This is a genomic window from Vibrio genomosp. F10 str. 9ZD137, from assembly GCF_049974785.1.
Lineage (GTDB): Bacteria > Pseudomonadota > Gammaproteobacteria > Enterobacterales > Vibrionaceae > Vibrio.
Genome location: NZ_JBNGCJ010000711.1, coordinates 1 through 18,514 on the forward strand (window position 1 = coordinate 1; position 18,514 = coordinate 18,514).

The window sequence follows — 18,514 nt, forward strand, 5'->3', positions numbered from 1 at the left end:
GCGCCGCCACCGAATGCTTTAGCCACATCGCCAGCACATGCACAGCCACCATCGCCAATGATCATACCGCCTAAACCGTGGGCTGCGTCAGCACACTCGATGATGGCTGATAATTGCGGGTAGCCAACACCAGTTTTAACACGCGTAGTACAAACAGAGCCTGGGCCAATGCCGACTTTAACAATGTCTGCGCCCGCTAGGATAAGCTCTTCACACATATCACCCGTAACAACGTTACCCGCAGAGATAGTCTTTGTTGGGAATTCAGCACGCACGCGCTCTACATACTCGACTAAGTGCTCTGAGTAACCGTTTGCGATATCAATACAAATAAACTCTAGATCTTCGCTTAATGCTAAGATCTCTTTTGTCTTTTCAAATTCACGGTCAGAGGTACCTGTAGAAACAAACACTTTATTTAGTGTTTCTTTATCAGCACCTTTTACAAACTCAGCCCATTGCTCAACGCTGTAGTGTTTGTGCATTGCCGTCATTACGCCGTGCTTAGCCAGCTCGGTTGCCATTTCGAAACTGCCCACTGAATCCATATTGGCAGCAATAACAGGAGTGCCCGACCATTGACGACCGCTATGCTTGAATGTAAACTCGCGGGTTAAATTTACTTGAGAACGACTTTTTAGTGTTGAACGCTTAGGGCGAAACAGTACATCTTTAAAGCCTAACTTAAGTTCTTGTTCGATACGCATTGTGTAAATTCCTTGATTTGTGAATACATGTTCCAGTGGGCGTCTAGCTTGCTTAACTTGGTACAGTCATCACAAAGCTTAGTGCGTTGGTAACTCGTTGGCAGACGGTTTACCTTTCTTCGGACACAAAAAAACCGGAGCGTTGGCAGACGCTCCGGTTTTCAGCATTATAGGCTGCGATTTTTTTCCTGCAAGTCTGATAAATCAATTTTTTTTGTGTTACCTTATGTAGGAAAGCACCCACACAAATCAGACCCCTCCCCCATTCCCTTCATGTTGTTTAATTTCAATAACTTACATTAAAATCAACCCAACTAATGTTGGTTTTTTGTACCTATTTTTTCAACTATCCAACGATTCCATACGTTCCTCAGGTTCATTCCGTGAAGTAACGCACTCTTTCCCTGCCTGTTTTTTCATCGAATTTGTCTATCTATCAGTCAATCACGCGGGTTATTACACGCATAATTTTCCTTTTGCTCTATATCTGCACTTAGGATCTTCACCTAGGTGCGCGTATTGCAATGTCGGATGGTTTATATTGCGATAGCCATCCATCAGTCAAAAACGTCTACTCAACGCCGTTTAATGTCATCACTTGTTACTTGCCATTTCGCGCTTCCAGAGAGGCTAAGGCTTCTGTCGTAGCATCTTGAATAGACAAAAACATCGACTTTATTTGACCTGTCGGTGAACGCATGGGATTGAGCGTGACGTTTTGGTACATAAACGGAGACTGCTGAGTAACAGGGCGAACATTTCGGCAGTGAAACAGATAAGGCCGCTGTTGCCAGGTAATAAAGCTTCGGCAACCAAGATCGTACACAGGCTTGGTTTTTAGACGAAACCACTCTTCGGGTATTTCAGGAAACAGCTCAAACAGTGATTTTCCGATGGCATCATGACCTTGAGTACCACTATGATGCGTCATAAAGCCGTTCCAAACTTGAACATTATAATCGCGATCAATAACAATGAGCCCCATATCGACGTTTTGCACCATGTCCACCATCCAGTGGAATTGTTCAAACTCTGCAGGAAGATTCAACATTAAAAGTCCTCCATTAGGTAGGCTAATTTATTGTCCAGTAACGGCAAGGATTCATCCACAAACATAAACAGGAGATCACAACGAATAGACGTGCCATCAATGCTATAACTGACTTCAAAGGTCATGGTTTTGGTAAACGAGCCGCTGGTCGAGTTGATGACCGAATCAATAGAGATATGCTGGCCAAGTAACACCGGAGAGCTTTGAAAGAAACGAACTTCTGACTGCTCACCTAACCCGTTAAGAAATGAACCCACCAATATATTAGAGACATCCATCAATAACTCTAACTCTTCGAGCTCTTCACTGTCGGCGGGGACTTTCATCAGCTTTTTCAGGTCTTCAACGCTGGAGTCACTGAGCAAAACCAAGGCTTCACCTGCAATACCTTCACCACTAAACCCCTGGCACACACCAGACACTTGATCATTGTCAGCGAGATCGCGAAGTGCCATATGAAGCTCACTCAGCTCAAGTATATTGACATTAGGGAGTGGTAAGTGGACAAACACATCGAAATGTCGCGCCAACGCATCTGCCGCTCGGCCAATAGAGACGTTAGCCACTTCCATGTAGATGTCTCGGCGACGTAAAATCGGCAGTTCAAGAGAAACTGGCGTTATAATTTGAGGCTGGACACGAGGGGCGACCAGTGTTTTTAACGTGTCATTAAGCAGCTTTTTATCGATCGGTTTTTGAATGAAATCTTTCGCACCAAAAGCCATCACTCGCTCTTTGGCTTTGGGCTGAATATCACCCGAAACAACGACAACTGGAATGTCGTAACCGCGCTTTTGTATTTCTTCTAATGTACCGAAGCCATCTAACTCAGGCATGGTGAGATCGAGAAACATCAGCTTATATTCATTCTGCTCAAGCTTTTCTAGAGCATCCAGCCCATGAACGGCAAAAGTAATATCAGCATTAAGTGATGCAGGGAGAGAACGAGCCATCTGTTTTCGAGCCAAAGCAGAATCATCACAGATGAGAACGGGGTAAGACATGCGTTCACCTACTAGTTATAACCATCATTTAATTAGAGTGTAACAGATAGTTACCGCATTGCGGCCCGAATAGCCATATTTCGTTCTTTTCGTTGATTAAACTATCAACTTGGTACAAAAAATACTCACTAAAACCGGTGTATTCAATCAAGATGTTAAAATAGACGCTATAAAAAAGCATCCTACACTGAGGATGCTTTTCTGAATAATAGAAGGGTTTAGGGGGGCGTTATCGAGCCATTCTAATCAAGGACTTTCCGACAAGCCATTCGATTTCTCGACCGCTTGCTTCACCAAAATGCTCTTCTGTTACTTTATACAAACGAGTGATGCCATAATCAGCAAATTCGTGAGCACGCTCAACGGTCACTATATGATGGAAAAGCAGTCTTAAAATGGCAAGAAACTCTTTGTTATTTAAAGCCGAAATCCAGCTCTCTGAAAACAGAGATAGGTCGCCTGTGAAATCAAGGTGCTCGACAAAAATTTTAAAGATTCGACCATCGAGTGCGGCGGTAAAGTCGGTTTTTTTAGGGAAATGGTGGCTAATACCTGTGCGAGATACTCCAGTTTGCTGGCTTAACGTGGTGTACGACATATTGTCATAACCGAGTGTTAATAACTGGTCGACAACTGCATCCATAATTTTTTGGATGGTAATTTCAGTATCTTCTTTGCTACGCTTTGGCATGGTTAGAATCTTCTCTCTGTTAACTACTTAACTCAGCCTTGAGCTTAAGTAGGTTCAGCTATAAATATCGGATCGTTGCAGGTCGCATCACCCAAATGGCTCATCAGAATCAAACCAACGTTAACGTTAACGTTAGGTATAGAAACGATCAAATAGTATTGATATGCATTGCCAACAACTCATTGACCGGAATGATGTTACATATCCAAGCAATAGACAACTCAGGGTTAAAGGTTCTTGTGTATTTTTGCTGTTAGCTTGCGTATTTATTCGACCAGGTTCACACTTTTTGGGGCCATTGTTCTCTATTTTAAGATTATACGCGTCATAAAACAGTATAACATTCGGTTTCTTAATTGCTAAAGTCCATTCTTTTTTTGTGGATAGAGATCAAATTGATAGGTAGTATGTCGTGAGTTTATTTAGGAGAATATGTGATGAGCATTGATAAATTCAATAATGAAGTATGTGAAGCTTGCGGCAGTGCAGGTGAGATTGGTTTCATCATTAAGGAAGGAGATGATGTTTCCGAAGTCACTATCTATTCCAACGATCCCTCTCAACTTAAAGTCGAGCTAGACAAATACCTCGTGCTCGCAAAAGAAGTGTGTGCAAAGGTTGAATATGAAATATCAGATATTACTGACGAATCAAAAGAAGCCGTTGTGCGCTTTCAATTTGAAGTCAGTGCAGAAAAGCTGATTTTTGAATTGAAGACTCGCTCTCTTCGACGCTAACACCTGACTAAATGAGAGCCACCTTACTACTTAGAGGGTGGCTTTCTACTCTTGTTCTATTCATTCCATGTTGATTTCCCCCTGCTCTGGTCTTAAGCTTTCTTACCCACTTGTCCGAGTAAATATCACAGTTTTTTGGACTCACCATTGAATCGTTGAGCCATCCTAACGATACTGACCATTGAATCCGTTACGCTTGGCCCTTCTGCATGAAAGCTGTTTTCCTTTTCGTACTGCTGTTGTTTTTGTCTCCTATCACCTCTGGTGAGCCACTTGATCATTACCAAATTCTTAATCACTTAGATAACTACGGCAATCTCGATCTGCGCAATAAACCCTATACTTCACTCCCTGATGGCCTTGTAGTGAAAGGGAACCTGAACATTTCCAAAACATCAATCAAAAAGCTGCCAAATGGTTTAGAGATAAATGGGAGCCTTGAAGCCACCAACTGCGACTTAAGCCGGATTCAGAAAGGAACGGCAATTAGAGGTTATGCGAACTTGCTTGGCTCAAAGCTCACTCGCTGGCCCGGTGGCGTGAAAGTGGGCGGCTACATCAACCTAACCGATACCCTTGTCGCGACCTTGCCGCCTAGGATGAGGGTTAAAGGGGATTTAAGCGTGATAAGAACCCCATTAGAGCAGTTACCTGAAGGGATTGTTGTTGAAGGCAGTTTGTTTATTGGCGGATCCGCTATCACTACATTTCCAGATACGATGACGGTGAATGGCAATATCTACCTTGGGGGCAATACCATCACTCAATGGCCTTCTAATCTTACGCTTGGTGGCGCAGTGGCTCGTTAAAACCAGCTGCTCATTCAACCCTAATATTCGTTAAACCTTAATCATCAAGTAATACGAGATGAGGGTTATAGTCTGGTGTTTTTTAGGGTAAAGAATAGACAGTTTCATGCTGTCCTTATCGCTGCTGTTGCAACATCGGACAAACCAACTGATACAAAAAGAGATGCGCGATGGCATCTCTTTTAAATTGAGGTTCAGTTTCAATTTAGCTCTGGTTATGCACGGGGTTTGCGTAACTATTAAGCAAGTACTTATGCGCATCGAGAGGCAATTGTTCGAGCTTTTCCTGCAAGATTTTGCGCGTTTCCGGCCCGACATCGGCATCCATGTCTGCAGCTAATGAATTAATTGGAAACAGTTTGTAATTCTCGTGAATTTGACGATCTAACTCTGCGGCAAGTTCATCGGGTGTTTCGTATGATTGAATGATGACATCACCAAAAGCGACATGAACCTTCCCTTTGTCACCCACAATGCCTTGAATGATACTTTCAATATCTTCAAACTCGCCTTTCTCATACTCACCATGAGTCGCTTTCGCGTAAAGTTCACGGGCTTTAGCAATGTCACATGGATCGTTCTCGTAAGAGATCGAAACTGGCACGATTCGGAGTGATTTAGCGTAGTCGCCAAAACTGATTTTTTGCTTTCTACCTTCAACATGGAACATTTTTAGGATCGCTGGATCGGTGAAATCATTGCCGTCTTTTGCTCGGCCTTCTTTTTGTGCTATCCAAATCGAATTACCCGAATCCAGAGAATGCTTAATGTACCCCGAAAGAGTGCCAAGCATCTTCATCATCTCACGTGGTCCTTTGGCAGAACGCTTGACGATAAAGCTCTTATTTAGGCGCATTAACTCCGTTGCACACGGCTTTTTCAATAAGTTATCACCTATCGCAATTCTTACTGTTTTATGACCACTTTCATTGAGACCATAGTTGACTAACGCCGGATCCATCGCGATATCTCGGTGGTTCGATACGAACAAATAAGACGTCTGTTTATCGAGTTTATCCAAACCGCTGAATGTGACACCCTTTGTTGTCGTCTTGAGTGTATTGACCAGGTACTTCTTCACTTCATTCTGAATGGCTTCAATGCTGTTCAATTTTTTCCATTTAAATTTCAAATACACTTTAACAAATGGGCTCATAACCGCCATAAACCAAGGCGCATGATTGGAAAAACGATGCTGAAGGATCGCACTGATGAATTCTTCATCATGAATTAAACGATCAAGTGCTGCGGGGATTTCTTCGTCATTGTAAGGACGAATATCTAGGTAAGGATCAGTATTTGAAGTCATTAGTTACTACGTAATAAAAAAAAGCTCGCCTATTCTACTCATAGTTACGTTGGTAATCAGCAATAGAGTTCTCAGAACCAAGAAGGTCTGACCAGATATTTGTGATTAGGCTTGCGTTCTATTGGCATTTTTTTCTAGAAAAGGTAATCTTGTCGCCCCAAACACTGAGGCCTAACCCATGCATTACGCGGTTCAACATCACATTGCCCAATACGATTTCTTAACCACGACCCCTCGTAGACAGGTAATCAAGCATCGCCTAATTCGTGTGCTCGAAGGCATGATGCTGGTCCGTTTGGGAAAAAATGAATACGCGGTAAAGCCGGGAGAATCCATTTGGATCCCACTCGATTGCTTAAATAGCCTCACTTTTTTTCCATACAGCCGTGTTCAATCTATCGATTTTTCTTCTCGTTTGGATCTTAAATTCCCAAAGAAATCCGGGCAAATCACACCCGATACGTTGCTCGCTTCGCTATTAGATCAGCTTGCACAAGATGAACGTTCACCAGAAGATGCCTATCAAGAAGCACTATTAACACTGGTTAAGTTTGAAGCAGTCAACCTAGCACCTGCATTAAAACTCGATGGATTTAGCCGTCTTATTTCCTCATGGCAACCACTGGAATCAACAACGTTAGATGCACAAATTCAAATAGCACTGCTCGTTAGAGAAGCGAAAAAACGATCCATGTCAGGGCAAAAAAAGGCACTCATTGTAGAACAGCTTTTCGCTGGAAGTGAGAATGAATGCGATCAAGTGGCGGCTCTCATTTTGGGCCAACCACTGTAACGCGTTCTTAGACCGAGGTGGCACAGAATAGCACTTACTCAGAAGTGAACTCACACAAAAGGGATCTCACTCATAAGGAACTCACTCAGAAAAGTGCTTAACGAGCATCATACTGCTGCAAGGATTTATCATCAGTGTTAGACGATTATTTTTCGCCTCGCTAACTTGCCCCGTAAGCCAATCACACCATGTGCCATCGACTGAAATCTCTACTGTACTTGCTCGCTTCGACTTGTTAAGAACCACAACGCCCTCTTCACCACGGCCAAAGATCAATACATCTTCACTGGCTTCGATTTTTTTCATTGGCTGACCGTGCATGCGATTATAAAAGTCAATACGTTTGATAATCCGCAGGTCGTTCCAAATATCTTGCCAACGCGGAGCACCATTGCTGTCTTTAAATTGGCTCGTATCCAGATCACTGTAGATAAGCGGTGCACCGCCATCACGCCCTAAGATGTAAGTGTAAGCGAGCCATTCGTTGTCTTCACTCATGACTAAGTTTTCAAACACGTCGTTGTTGGGGATGTCGTGAGTGATAGCAAAGGTGATCGCTCGACGCTTGGATAATGCTTGCCCAAAACAATAAGGATCCACCAACGATTTTAAGCTTCCGTTTGGTTGTAGTGCATCAAATACCGTCTGAAACAGTGGAAAGTCATACGCACCAAGGCGTGTTTCCTTTAAATATGGCTCTAGGAACAGTTCATACTCTTCACGCGTCGCGCCGCCATCGGTGATAATTTCACCGAAGATATGCACATCTTGCGTCATATCTTCGCTCCAAACCTTTTGAAGCTGTTTTAGCGTAATATGTTTCGCCGCATCAATCCGAAATCCTTTTACCCCTAGGTCTTTTAATGCTTGCAAATACTGTCGTTGTAGCTCAATCACACGCTCACTGTCTCTTAACGTAGGTAGCCCAGGATCCGATGGGCCTCCGGTGATACGGCCATTTTGTACTTGCCATTTATCGAACCAATCTTCTATTCCAAATGCTTCGATAAAATCATCTTGTGTAAACAGTGGTTCAGATAAGTCACCAAATAAACGAAGAGATTGATAGTGTTCTGCGTTGTCTTGATAGTGCTTTAAGTCTTTTTTGCTCGGGTATTGTAAATCGTTACGGATAGACGATTCATTTGCCATATGATTAAACACCACATCGACATAAACGTAGATATCGTACTTGGCTAAGCTTTCAAGCATGTCGATGAAATCGTGAGTATTTCCAAGCTGATTGTCGATAACTCGGTAGTCTTGAGGTTGGTATCTCTGCCACCATTTTGTGCCATTAGGTTGCTTTAGTGATTTCATCGGCGGTGAGATCAATACCGACTTATAACCGGCCTTGGCGATGGCTTCAGAGCGCTCTTTTACTAGAGCATATGGCCAATCAAATGCGTGTAAAATAACGTTCGCATAGTTCACGTTTTCCATACGTATTCAATTCCTTAAATGATGAGTGTAAGCGTGCAATAAGCCCATTATAAAGGCGTTTCTGTTGAATACCGTCCCCCTTTTTCCTCATCCCCATTTATCAGCAAAGGGGCGTAGGCCATTTTTCTGTCGTCTCAACCACCATTTGACCGCGGTTTTAATACAACGTGAGGATTACTCAGTTCTAATAACACCATCAATTTTGGGCATTCAGGGCACTTTTTAATAAAACAAATGGAGCCGTCACCTCTATACTCTATGGGAGAGTTGAAAGGAGAATGAAAAGGAGAGTGTAATGGCATTGCGTGTCGACATTGTTTCAGATGTTGTTTGTCCTTGGTGTGTCATCGGCTACCTAAGGCTAGAGCGCGTGCTTGACCGTCTCGCATTAAGTGACCATCTGGAAATTCATTGGCATCCGTTTGAGCTAAACCCAGCAATGCCATCAGAAGGCATGGACTTATACCAATATACCTTTGAAAAATACGCGATCACGAGTGATGCGAGTGAAAGTGCTCGTCAGTCGATTTATCAATTGGGTCTAGAGCTCAACTTTACCTTCAACTTTTCTCAGGACATGAAAATCTATAACACTCGCAAGGCCCACCAACTGTTAATGTGGTCGGCACAGTTTGGCCTGCAATACAGCCTTAAAATGGCACTATTTAACGCGTACTTTACTCAGCAGCTTGATATTAACTGCGCAGAGACGTTATGTAACATTGCTCGGTCAGTTGGGCTCAATGCCGATGTTGCCCAGCAAGTGATCAATGACGATAGCTGGAAACAAGCCGTTGCCGTCACAGAGCAACAATGGTTTGAGGCCGGTATCAACGCCGTTCCGACCTTCATCATCAATCAAAAACAAATTTTGGTGGGCGCACAAACCGAAGCAACTTTAACCGACGTTATTAAAAATGCACAGTTATAAGTTGTAGATAGGGTAGAAAAATAAAGACGGCTGATAAAAATGCGAATAAACGGACATTAATGATCAGTTAAAACACTTATCTATTGCTTCGTATTCATACTGTTAGTCAATAATGATTGCTCTCATTTCCTAGTCATCATAAGCTCATTCAAAATCAATAATAATAGGTAAAGTCATGACCCGCTCATCCACATATCACATCGGCACTCCCGGCCAGCCATGGGGCGACAAAGAACGCACAGAATGGCGAGATCAAACCAGCATAAAACGCGAATACAGCCAAGATGTGCTCCCTAAGATTCAAGCCCTAGCTAAGCAGTTTGATGTCGAACCGTACGGCGCATTGTCGTATGACCCAGAACGATACCCACTCTTTTGCATCAAAACTCGCCAATGGGATGAGAACAAACCCACCGTACTGATCACGGGTGGCGTTCACGGTTACGAAACCAGTGGTGTTCATGGGGCGTTGAAATTTGTTGAAACTCAAGCCGATTTTTACAGCCAGTATTTCAATATTGTTGTCGCTCCCTGTGTCAGCCCTTGGGGTTATGAAACGATAAATCGCTGGAATCCCAATGCGGTCGATCCTAACCGTTCTTTTTATGAAAACTCACCTTCTGAAGAGTCCGCTAACCTCATGGCAATGGTGAAAGGGTTAAACCGTGAACTTTACATCCATGTCGATCTTCACGAAACCACCGACAGCGATGAGACCGAATTTCGCCCAGCCCTCGCCGCTCGTGATGGTCAGCCATATATCGAAGGTTCTATTCCTGATGGATTCTATACCGTTGGTGATACAGAAAACCCAGCGGAAGAATTTCAGCGTGCGGTGATTCAGTCGGTTAAGCAGGTGACTCATATCGCTCCGCCAGATGAAAACAATCAAATTATTGGATCAGATGTTGTTCAACACGGCGTAATTAACTACCCATTGAAAGCACTGTCTCTTTGCGGTGGACTGAGTCATTGTCAATTTGGCACAACCACAGAAGTGTACCCTGACAGTGAAAAAGTGACCGACGAGGAGTGTAATCACGCACAAGTCGCGGCGATCATTGGTGCGCTTGACTACGGAATTGCTCAACTTTAATGCTTTTCGATTTACGCTTCTGTTTATCTTCGGGTCAGCATTGAGCCGACTCGACGATAGGCTTTTCGACACCAAGACTATAATGATCGTAATCAGCACCATCTCCTGTGAGCGTTGACGCCGTACCTTTAATATTTCCCCATCCTAGTTCACTTGCAGACAGGAATTTAAGGCCACCAACATTCGCTTGATGGCCTCCGACGTTAAGATGACCCCGCTCGTAATTAACGCCAACGTAAGTCTGTACATCCCGTGCTTGAGAAGCCATGGGGAAGCAGGCAATTATTGCTATAGCGATCACATTTATGTGTTTCTTGCTTTCTCTCCAATCGTGAATTAAATCTCGTTGAATGCTGGGTAGTCAATATAACCATGCGCATTTCCACCAAATAGAGTCGTATTATCGAGATCTGCGAGTTCATGGCCATGCTCCAAACGCGACACCAAATCAGGGTTCGATACGAATGGACGTCCGAAGGCAACGAGGTCAGCGTAGCCTTTGTTTAGCACTTCTTCAGCGCGTTCTTGGTTGTAACTGCCCGCGACAATGATTGTGTTCGTAAAGATCTCTCGCAGTTCGATTCGAAAGCGTTCAGGTATCATTGGTGCATCATCCCAATCGGCTTCTGATAAGTGCATGTAAGCAATATCACGAGTTTGCAGTTCTTTTGATGCTTCAAGGATTGTTGGAACAATATCAGGGCAATTCATGTCTTTAAATGTGATGAAAGGGGCAAGGCGAACCCCCACTTTATCTGCCCCAATGGCTTCGATCACGGCATCAACCACTTGAAGAAGAAAATGGATACGGTTACTTCGGGTGCCACCATAACTATCCATGCGCTGGTTTGAGTTGGTACGAAGGAATTGATCGATAAGATAGCCATTGCCGCCATGGATCTCTACGCCATCAAAACCTGCGTCGATAGCTCGTTTGGCTGAGTAAGCAAAGTCTTGAACAACTCGGTCGATATCAACCTGAGTCATCTCGCGGGGTTGCACGCAATCGACCATGCGGCCGTTTCCTTGCTCATCAGCAATCCAAACCTTCGTTTCAACAGGCGCTAGAGCAGAAGGCGCGACCGGTCGTTGTCCCTTCTGAAAGATTGGGTGAGAAACTCGGCCTACGTGCCACAACTGGCAGAATATTGCTGCACCTTGATCTTTTGCTGCTTTCGTTACGGCTTGCCAACCTTTCACCTGTTCATTGGTATAAACACCGGGCGTGAATGAGTACCCTTGTGAGTCATCAGAAATCTGAGTCGCCTCTGAGATAATAAGACCCGCGCTAGCGCGTTGTTGATAATAAGTCGCCATCATTTCATTGGGTATATTGCCCGGTTGACTTGTGCGAGCGCGAGTCATGGGGGCCATGACAACGCGATTTTTTAACCCTAGATCTTTTAAGTTTGTTCTCTGGAATAGTTTACTCATAACATTGCTCTTATTCTGCTCGGTTAATGTTCATTATTCGTTTACGGGTTGGCGTACTAGTCGTCATTATGTCCGTTTGATTTTCGTGAATCATACTGAGTTACCCTGTACAACCTCTCGTCCATGAGCACCATTATATTCCCTCGCCAAATTTTAATAATTAGCTAAAATGCAAATACATTATTCATATAGACTGAACAATAGGAGGAAGAGTGGATAAATTTTCTGATATGGCCATGTTCGTGAGCATTGTGAAACACCAAGGATTAGCCGCTGCGGGGCGTGAACTAGGCCTTTCTCCGGCAACGGTCACAGCAAGGCTACAGGCTCTAGAGGAAAGGTATGGTGTGAAACTACTAAATCGAAGCACGAGACATGTATCACTGACCGATTCTGGCTCACTGTATTACAAAGCCTGCCTTGAAATATTAGAGGATGTCGGTGAGGTAGAGAACCTTATTCAGAATGATGTGAAAGCGGTAAAAGGCACGTTAAGAATCGGAGCGCCAAAGGACATTGGTAAACAATATATTCTTCGTATAGTGAATGAGTTCTCTGAACAGTACCCAGATGTTGTGCCGTATCTTTATTTGAGCGATCAAGTATCCAATATTGCAGAGTCTGGGATGGATATTGCGATTCGATATGGAGAGCTTGCTGATAGCAGCTTGATCTCTCGACAACTGGCACCAAGTCAACGAGTGCTGTGTGCATCACAGGAATACCTAGCCAAACATGGAGAACCATTAACACCACAGGATTTGGTTAACCATAATTGCCTAGTCATGCTGAGCAGTGATGAAGAGTTAAAGACATGGCGCTTCAGGGAGAAAGACAAGAACACATCTATCACGGTAACCCCTAAGCGATTTTCAGATGATGGTGAAGTGATTAGAAGTTGGGCATTAGAGGGGGCAGGAATAGCACTGAAATCGATCCTAGATGTGCAAGCCGATATTAATAACCGACGCCTGATCACCGTACTTGACGGTTATATGAAGAATTTCAATACATCAACGTCAGTATCTAGCGCAAACTTGAATGTTCTCTATACCAGCAAGAAATACCAGCCCAAACGGATTCGATTGTTTTTAGACTTTCTGTTCAAACGATTCAACGAGTTAGTTAAAAATTGAGGAACAAGCGTTTTCACCGAACACTTTCACCCCGTCGCAACCATCACCAAATGCTGATTATTCCTTTAACCTGGTCTCGAACGCTACGTTAGCCGTTTGATCTTGTTTACGAATATAGGCATTACCATGAGAGTTGGTGTAATGCTAAGTCATTAAAAAACTCGATATGCCACATTTACATTGCTCGGTCTATACCTTGGCCAAGCACTTACAAACCTAATTTAATCCATCGGTGCTGCTAACAGCATATTAAAAAAGAGCTGTCTGGAGTCTGGAGTATTGTCTCGGTGTGTTGTGTACTCTACGTGCGCATCCATATTAGAGATTGTTGATAGCTTGATGCTCCATAACGCATTAAGCTGGTTGGGTACGATTGAATACCTCACGTCGATGATGCGCATCTCATCGGCTGGATCTTGCGCTAAATACCCATTGGAAAACCAACGGAAACGTTCAATATCCTTCGCTTGTTGCGAATTCGGGTCAAGCCATGGAAAGTCTCTACTGACGTTGAGCTTAGCAACGGATTCACCGGGGTATTTTCTTACTGATGCGCCCACTCTCACGGCATCTACGTAGTAGTCTTCCTCGGTTTCGTAAACCACTTTCCACACCAAAAGATTAGCGAAACTTGGTTTTGCTTCTAACCGAATCGGTGCATGCTGCCGCTCTTTCGCTAATTCCCATCCAGCGGTTTCAGCTCTGTCCCTTTGCACCATCCCTAACGTCAAATAAATCATAACCCAAAGAAACGCAACCCGTGCAAGCCAAGGTGTTCGCTTAACCGTTGCAAAAATAAGTAGTATCAATATGGGTAGCGTGAATACAGGATCGATAATAGAAATGGTGTTCCAAGCATAACGCTCATTGGTAAGAGGCCAAAACAACTGAGTACCATACGTTGTGCAGGAATCCAACAACGCATGAGTGCTATAGCCCAGAGCGCAATATAACCAACTTTGCTTAAACGAAAGCCCACGCTGCTTTCCAAACAGATGATGTAAAACCAGAGCGCAAATCACACTACCAATAGGGATAAATAAGAGTGAATGAGTAAATTGTCGATGGAACTCCAAAAACAGCAACGGATCACTTTGTGACCGAATGAGCACATCCAAATCTGGTGCCATTCCAGCGAGTAGCCCAAACACTCCGGCTATAACCAAGTGCTGTTTTTTGCTCGCTGATTGTGACAAAGAAGCACCCAGCACACCCTGCGTTAGAGGATCCATAATTAACTCATTGATAGTTCATGACTTAATAGTAGACCATAGGTCAATCTTCACCGCAAAGAAATCATCATAACCGCCTTCTTGATTAGCCATTACGATTGTAGTTGTAGTTGTAGGGAAATAGACAAAATCGAGTCAGCTCATACTGTCTAACTTACCTTGATGACTTCGTATTAAATCGGAGCAGTAGCCGTATTAATTATGATAAACAATAGAGACTCCCAATACATGGGAGCCCTCTTGTGCAACCAGCATTTAGTTTGCCTTTAACCAATCGGATAGACGTGTTGAAGCCGTAAGTGGGTGGTCTAAAGTGATAGGGTCTGGCTCTTCTCCCACTTTCTCGGTGTATGACAATAAATCGACCGCATCCAGTAGCGTGTCATCACCCAATTCTTTGGCGTACTCCCAAGCCTCACTCTCTGTCATGTGATATCTGGCTAGTTTTTTTGCTTTTGCGAAGAAATCTGCAGCTTCGGTGATGGCCAGGCTTTCCGGTCCTAGTAGAGTTAGTCGCTTATTGTATAGCTCTGGCAGCTTATAACTTTGCACGACAGCCTTGGCATAATCACCAGCGCTGATCCATCGCAGCGGTTTCGTTGACTCACACATCGTGGTTACTGTTTCTTGGTCAACCAATAAGTTCAGGGTCTCGAAAAACCAACTTGGCAAATAGGCCATGTAAGGTATACCGCTGTTCTTTAGCAGGTTTTCTGCTTCTAGTTTTGCCTGTGTATCGATTCTGAAGCTATTTTTTTCATACGCCGTCGCGGTTGAAATCATGGTGATTAGTTGGATGGTCGATTTATCGACAGCGTCAAGAATGTGTTGTGTTCCCTCAATGTGATTTTGGAGATAAGTCTCAGGACTGTTCCCACTGAGGTTGATGTGAATAGCTTCTACATCCTTCAATGCGGCAGTTAAGCTCTCTTGGTTAAATAAGTTGGCTTCGACAAATTCAAATTGCGGCCCTTGAAACATCTTACGAGCTTTAGATGAATCTCTAGAAATGATGCGAACAGTATAGCCCTCATGAGCGAGTTGTTTTGCGACAGGTAAACCCAGCATGCCAGTAGCACCAATTACAGCCGTTGTTTTAAACATAATAAGACTCCTTGTGAATGAGGTATCAATCATAAGTGGTATTGATTAATGTTATTAGTAGGATAAAGTGGAAGTCTGCTTGTCATAAATGGGATAAATATGGATCTTGAAGCGAGCTTATGGTTTTCGACGGTGGTTAAAATGGGGTCTTTTTCGAAAGCTGCTTTCGAATTAGGCGTGCCGACCAGCACAGTGAGTCGACGTATCGCCAACCTGGAAGGTCAATTGGGGGTAACGTTGCTGGTTAGAAATACGCGAAGCATGCAACTAACCCAGTCTGGGACGGAGTATTTGGCTCTAACCAAACAGCTCGAATTGGGTTACCAATCATTAAAAGATTGGCAAGACAACCAATCGCAGGTCTCAGGCACGTTGCGTATCACAGCCCCATTACAATTTGTTGATTGGCCACTCAGTGACTGGGTCATCGAATTTAAATCGACCTACCCAAGACTCAACATCGAAATGGTTGGCAGTAACGAAAACCTTGATTTCTACGAAGATAGAATTGATATCGCATTTCGTCAGGGGCCGTTATCAGACTCTGATCTGAAGCAGCGACGTTTGTTTGGGTTACAGTACGGTATCTATGCCTCTCCTAAGTGGGTGAAAGAACACGGTGAGCCGCTAGATTTAGCGTCGTTACAGACACACGAGGTGGTGAATATTGGTGTGAAGGGCAAGGGGTTTCCGTGGTTAGTTAAGCAAGGTAATAAACAGCATGCCATCTTCCCGAACTCTGGATTGTTACTAGAGTCTCCAAAGCAGGCAGTAAGAGCCGCAAAAGCGGACCTAGGAATGATCTATGTCCCGTATTTTGATGCGCATTCCGCCATAGGCAATGGAGAAATTGTACCGATATGCGAAGCGCTCTGGCCAGATGGGATCAGCTTTTATCTTGTATTTCATGAATCGAGAACGCGATCGAAAAAGTTGTCGACGTTTATCGAGTTTATTTTAAACAAACAGCAAGAACTTCTAACACTTCCTGGCATTCGTTAATCATATATATTACCCGTACATGGGCATTCGCTAACTGTGGGTTGCTCAAACTTTCGAGCAAAACCATTTTATGAAAAACAAGGCTCCCTTTGTCACCAGCCAGTAAAATTTGATTGACGACCTGTTCACCTTCTTTCCTGAAAAAATGGCCTAGCTAAAAACTAGACAACTCTTTCTAATCAGGCAAAAAACAATACGCTATCATTATTAATAAAAAATAGATCAAGAAAGTGCTTTACCTCAACTTAACTTAAGGTTTTATGCTGTTTCTATTGACTCAAAAGAAACCTTAAAGAGAGACGTATGATTAAACTAGAACATGTAAACTTAGTCGTTAAAGATATCCCTAAAATGCTGAAGTTCTATCAAGCGGTATTTCCTCATTGGACAGTGCGCGATGAAGGGCAAGGTGAGTGGTACGGTAAACCTCGCAATTGGCTTCACTTTGGTGATGAGTACCAGTACATAGCAATGAGCGATCATGGTGAAGGAGAAAATCGAGACTTATCAGGGCATCAAGTTGGTCTTGCACACTTTGCTTATGAGACCAATAACATTGAGGCGGTAATTAAGCGTTTGAATCAAGCGGGCTTTCCAATCGCAAAAGATGGGGCTGTTGAACCTTACCGAAAAAATGTCTATTTCGTTGACCCTGCTGGCTTTGAAATTGAGTTTGTCGAGTACTTAAGTGATGACCCTAAAAAACGAAATCTTTCACAATAAAAGAAGATGATGGGGTGATCAGATTATTACTAGATGACAGCTAACGCCTATCTAAACAGAAGTGGTTTTAAGAGTGAGATCTAGAATTTAGATTCCATTAAGTTTCATCTACTTTCCGGTGTGTCTGCAAGTAAAAAGTCGCCCATAATAGAGCGACTTTCTGCTGGCTTAGCTCGCTGCTCGTGAGAGCCCTAGGTATAAGCCTACGATGATCGCGACAATACTAGCTGATCCCATTAGTAGCACTGCAAATACAGTAAGGTCCATCTTAATCCCCTGTTTTTAAAGATAATATTACACCAGCGAGCATTATATCGATAAACAAGTAGGGAGAAATGATTTTCAGGCCTGGGTTATTCTATTGTTACAATTTTTAATCTCACTCAGGTATGAAGAGCACATCAAGTTTAAATAGCCGTAATACTTGCTTGAATATTTATCAAATTCGTATTACAGAGTTGTTGACTGGAAGACATGAACCGATATGTACCTATAACAAGGTAGAACCTAAACCAAAAACTTAAGAGTTTTTGCAACAATACCATGATTTAAAAGCCTGTAGGGTATATACATAATGAGTGTATTGTCACAAATGAAGAGAATTCATGACGCTCAAAGAGATCCTTAAAATAGATAATGTCCGCTACTTCTTAATATTTCGAAGTAGCTACTTTGCGCGTTTTTATTACCCTATATTCACCCTACTCTATTTAGATTACGGCTTAACCCTATCTCAATTTGCCATACTTAACGTGGTTTGGGCAGGCACCATTGTTCTTGCTGAAGTCCCGTCAGGCGCATTTGCCGACACTTTAGGGCGCAAGAAGCTCGTGGTGTTATCGTCAATTGTCATGTTTATTGAAATAGCCATGATCGCCGTGGTGCCTACTGGTAACCCAAACTTGGTATTCATCGTATTTATGATCAATCGAATATTAAGTGGATTAGCGATGGCGTTGGCCAGCGGTGCGGATGAGGCGTTAGCCTATGACACCTTAAAAGAGCAAGGCAAAGAAGAATTGTGGCCGCGAGTTTTACAAATCCAACTTCGTGTCGCTTCAAGTGTGGGTATCTTTGTCACGCTAATCGGGGCCGCTATGTACGATGTAGAGTTTATGGCTAGTATTTTTCATCTTCTCGGATTAGCGGAACCAGAAAGCACCCAAGACCTAATGCGCGTTCCCGTTTATGCCACGCTATTCGTCGCCATGATCGCCATTTATTCAGCAATGAACATGCGGGAAGAGAAAAAAACACTGCCAACCGATCAAACCAAATTGGCAACAACCAGAGCCAGTCTGAAATTAACGGC

At 43.4% G+C, this 18,514-nt stretch carries 18 protein-coding genes and 1 pseudogene; 9 read left to right on the plus strand and 10 right to left on the minus strand.

Annotated elements, in window-relative coordinates:
* The 4 genes from ACP45E_RS16930 to ACP45E_RS16945 all read right to left on the minus strand — a co-directional run.
* Positions 1-707: GMP reductase (locus ACP45E_RS16930; protein WP_069585294.1), on the minus strand; the 707-nt coding region annotated here is incomplete at its 3' end.
* Positions 708-1,308: 601 nt separating this feature from the next.
* Positions 1,309-1,758 (minus strand): PAS domain-containing protein, encoded by a 450-nt coding sequence (locus ACP45E_RS16935; RefSeq protein ID WP_017033499.1) that lies wholly within the window; start codon positions 1,756-1,758, stop codon positions 1,309-1,311.
* A complete protein-coding gene (locus tag ACP45E_RS16940) occupies positions 1,758-2,762 on the minus strand; it encodes a response regulator (protein ID WP_017033498.1) in 1,005 nt (334 codons plus the stop codon). Before ACP45E_RS16940 ends, ACP45E_RS16935 begins: the two co-directional genes overlap by 1 nt.
* Positions 2,763-2,991: 229 nt before the next feature.
* The gene (locus ACP45E_RS16945) at positions 2,992-3,453 is read right to left on the minus strand and encodes a TetR/AcrR family transcriptional regulator (RefSeq protein WP_017033497.1); all 462 of its coding nucleotides are present in this window, start codon (positions 3,451-3,453) and stop codon (positions 2,992-2,994) included.
* 437 nt (positions 3,454-3,890) lie between these two features.
* Between ACP45E_RS16945 and ACP45E_RS16950 the strand changes: the two genes are divergently transcribed.
* Both ACP45E_RS16950 and ACP45E_RS16955 read left to right on the plus strand, forming a co-directional pair.
* Complete coding sequence (locus ACP45E_RS16950; RefSeq protein ID WP_017033496.1) at positions 3,891-4,190, plus strand: DUF406 family protein; 300 nt, start codon at positions 3,891-3,893, stop codon at positions 4,188-4,190.
* A 209-nt stretch (positions 4,191-4,399) separates the two neighbouring features.
* Positions 4,400-4,999 (plus strand): hypothetical protein, encoded by a 600-nt coding sequence (locus ACP45E_RS16955; protein ID WP_017037439.1) that lies wholly within the window; start codon positions 4,400-4,402, stop codon positions 4,997-4,999.
* A gap of 205 nt (positions 5,000-5,204) precedes the next feature.
* On the opposite strand, the gene ACP45E_RS16960 is transcribed toward ACP45E_RS16955, so the two are convergent.
* Entirely contained in the window at positions 5,205-6,308 is a 1,104-nt protein-coding gene (locus ACP45E_RS16960; RefSeq protein WP_017037440.1) for a 1-acyl-sn-glycerol-3-phosphate acyltransferase, read from the minus strand.
* Positions 6,309-6,486: 178 nt separating this feature from the next.
* Between ACP45E_RS16960 and ACP45E_RS16965 the strand changes: the two genes are divergently transcribed.
* The gene (locus tag ACP45E_RS16965) at positions 6,487-7,101 is read left to right on the plus strand and encodes a hypothetical protein (RefSeq protein WP_017033493.1); all 615 of its coding nucleotides are present in this window, start codon (positions 6,487-6,489) and stop codon (positions 7,099-7,101) included.
* An 81-nt stretch (positions 7,102-7,182) separates the two neighbouring features.
* Here the strand turns inward: ACP45E_RS16965 and ACP45E_RS16970 are convergent, their stop codons facing one another.
* A complete protein-coding gene (locus tag ACP45E_RS16970; RefSeq protein WP_017037441.1) occupies positions 7,183-8,544 on the minus strand; it encodes an alpha-amylase family glycosyl hydrolase in 1,362 nt (453 codons plus the stop codon).
* Positions 8,545-8,839: 295 nt separating this feature from the next.
* On the opposite strand from ACP45E_RS16970, the gene ACP45E_RS16975 reads away from it, so the two are divergent.
* Together ACP45E_RS16975 and ACP45E_RS16980 are read left to right on the plus strand one after the other, a co-directional pair.
* Positions 8,840-9,475: a DsbA family oxidoreductase gene (locus ACP45E_RS16975; protein WP_017033491.1), complete on the plus strand. Its 636-nt coding sequence runs from the start codon at positions 8,840-8,842 to the stop codon at positions 9,473-9,475.
* A gap of 175 nt (positions 9,476-9,650) precedes the next feature.
* Positions 9,651-10,571: a M14 family metallopeptidase gene (locus tag ACP45E_RS16980; RefSeq protein ID WP_017037442.1), complete on the plus strand. Its 921-nt coding sequence runs from the start codon at positions 9,651-9,653 to the stop codon at positions 10,569-10,571.
* Positions 10,572-10,605: 34 nt separating this feature from the next.
* Here the strand turns inward: ACP45E_RS16980 and ACP45E_RS16985 are convergent, their stop codons facing one another.
* Together ACP45E_RS16985 and ACP45E_RS16990 are read right to left on the minus strand one after the other, a co-directional pair.
* Entirely contained in the window at positions 10,606-10,839 is a 234-nt protein-coding gene (locus ACP45E_RS16985) for a hypothetical protein (protein WP_241790383.1), read from the minus strand.
* Positions 10,840-10,907: 68 nt separating this feature from the next.
* Positions 10,908-12,005 carry an alkene reductase gene (locus ACP45E_RS16990; RefSeq protein WP_017037444.1) on the minus strand — a complete coding sequence of 366 codons (1,098 nt, stop codon included), beginning with the start codon at positions 12,003-12,005 and terminating at the stop codon, positions 10,908-10,910.
* Between the two features lie 212 nt (positions 12,006-12,217).
* Here ACP45E_RS16990 and ACP45E_RS16995 point away from each other — a divergent pair, with 212 nt between their 5' ends.
* Positions 12,218-13,141, plus strand: a complete 924-nt coding sequence (locus tag ACP45E_RS16995; protein WP_017037445.1) for a LysR family transcriptional regulator — start codon at positions 12,218-12,220, stop codon at positions 13,139-13,141.
* A gap of 221 nt (positions 13,142-13,362) precedes the next feature.
* Here ACP45E_RS16995 and ACP45E_RS17000 read toward each other — a convergent pair whose 3' ends face one another.
* The gene (locus ACP45E_RS17000; protein WP_017037446.1) at positions 13,363-14,373 is read right to left on the minus strand and encodes a metal-dependent hydrolase; all 1,011 of its coding nucleotides are present in this window, start codon (positions 14,371-14,373) and stop codon (positions 13,363-13,365) included.
* 255 nt (positions 14,374-14,628) lie between these two features.
* Positions 14,629-15,477 (minus strand): SDR family oxidoreductase, encoded by an 849-nt coding sequence (locus ACP45E_RS17005; RefSeq protein ID WP_017033488.1) that lies wholly within the window; start codon positions 15,475-15,477, stop codon positions 14,629-14,631.
* A gap of 99 nt (positions 15,478-15,576) precedes the next feature.
* Between ACP45E_RS17005 and ACP45E_RS17010 the strand changes: the two genes are divergently transcribed.
* The 3 genes and pseudogenes from ACP45E_RS17010 to ACP45E_RS17020 form a co-directional block, all read left to right on the plus strand.
* Positions 15,577-16,479: a LysR family transcriptional regulator gene (locus ACP45E_RS17010; protein WP_017033487.1), complete on the plus strand. Its 903-nt coding sequence runs from the start codon at positions 15,577-15,579 to the stop codon at positions 16,477-16,479.
* Positions 16,480-16,782: 303 nt separating this feature from the next.
* On the plus strand, positions 16,783-17,202 hold the full coding sequence (locus ACP45E_RS17015; RefSeq protein ID WP_017037447.1) for a VOC family protein: 420 nt from the start codon (positions 16,783-16,785) through the stop codon (positions 17,200-17,202).
* Positions 17,203-17,807: 605 nt separating this feature from the next.
* Positions 17,808-18,514: pseudogene (locus ACP45E_RS17020) on the plus strand (MFS transporter); the annotation flags it as partial.

Excerpts from the sequence above, each read along its gene's own strand:
- ACP45E_RS16935 (WP_017033499.1), bottom strand. The coding sequence starts at position 1,758 with ATGTTGAATCTTCCTGCAGAGTTTGAACAATTCCACTGGATGGTGGAC.
- ACP45E_RS16940 (WP_017033498.1), bottom strand. The coding sequence starts at position 2,762 with ATGTCTTACCCCGTTCTCATCTGTGATGATTCTGCTTTGGCTCGAAAA.
- ACP45E_RS16945 (WP_017033497.1), bottom strand. The coding sequence starts at position 3,453 with ATGCCAAAGCGTAGCAAAGAAGATACTGAAATTACCATCCAAAAAATT.
- ACP45E_RS16950 (WP_017033496.1), top strand. The coding sequence starts at position 3,891 with ATGAGCATTGATAAATTCAATAATGAAGTATGTGAAGCTTGCGGCAGT.
- ACP45E_RS16955 (WP_017037439.1), top strand. The coding sequence starts at position 4,400 with ATGAAAGCTGTTTTCCTTTTCGTACTGCTGTTGTTTTTGTCTCCTATC.
- ACP45E_RS16960 (WP_017037440.1), bottom strand. The coding sequence starts at position 6,308 with ATGACTTCAAATACTGATCCTTACCTAGATATTCGTCCTTACAATGAC.
- ACP45E_RS16965 (WP_017033493.1), top strand. The coding sequence starts at position 6,487 with ATGCATTACGCGGTTCAACATCACATTGCCCAATACGATTTCTTAACC.
- ACP45E_RS16970 (WP_017037441.1), bottom strand. The coding sequence starts at position 8,544 with ATGGAAAACGTGAACTATGCGAACGTTATTTTACACGCATTTGATTGG.
- ACP45E_RS16975 (WP_017033491.1), top strand. The coding sequence starts at position 8,840 with ATGGCATTGCGTGTCGACATTGTTTCAGATGTTGTTTGTCCTTGGTGT.
- ACP45E_RS16980 (WP_017037442.1), top strand. The coding sequence starts at position 9,651 with ATGACCCGCTCATCCACATATCACATCGGCACTCCCGGCCAGCCATGG.
- ACP45E_RS16985 (WP_241790383.1), bottom strand. The coding sequence starts at position 10,839 with ATGGCTTCTCAAGCACGGGATGTACAGACTTACGTTGGCGTTAATTAC.
- ACP45E_RS16990 (WP_017037444.1), bottom strand. The coding sequence starts at position 12,005 with ATGAGTAAACTATTCCAGAGAACAAACTTAAAAGATCTAGGGTTAAAA.
- ACP45E_RS17000 (WP_017037446.1), bottom strand. The coding sequence starts at position 14,373 with ATGGATCCTCTAACGCAGGGTGTGCTGGGTGCTTCTTTGTCACAATCA.
- ACP45E_RS17005 (WP_017033488.1), bottom strand. The coding sequence starts at position 15,477 with ATGTTTAAAACAACGGCTGTAATTGGTGCTACTGGCATGCTGGGTTTA.
- ACP45E_RS17010 (WP_017033487.1), top strand. The coding sequence starts at position 15,577 with ATGGATCTTGAAGCGAGCTTATGGTTTTCGACGGTGGTTAAAATGGGG.
- ACP45E_RS17015 (WP_017037447.1), top strand. The coding sequence starts at position 16,783 with ATGATTAAACTAGAACATGTAAACTTAGTCGTTAAAGATATCCCTAAA.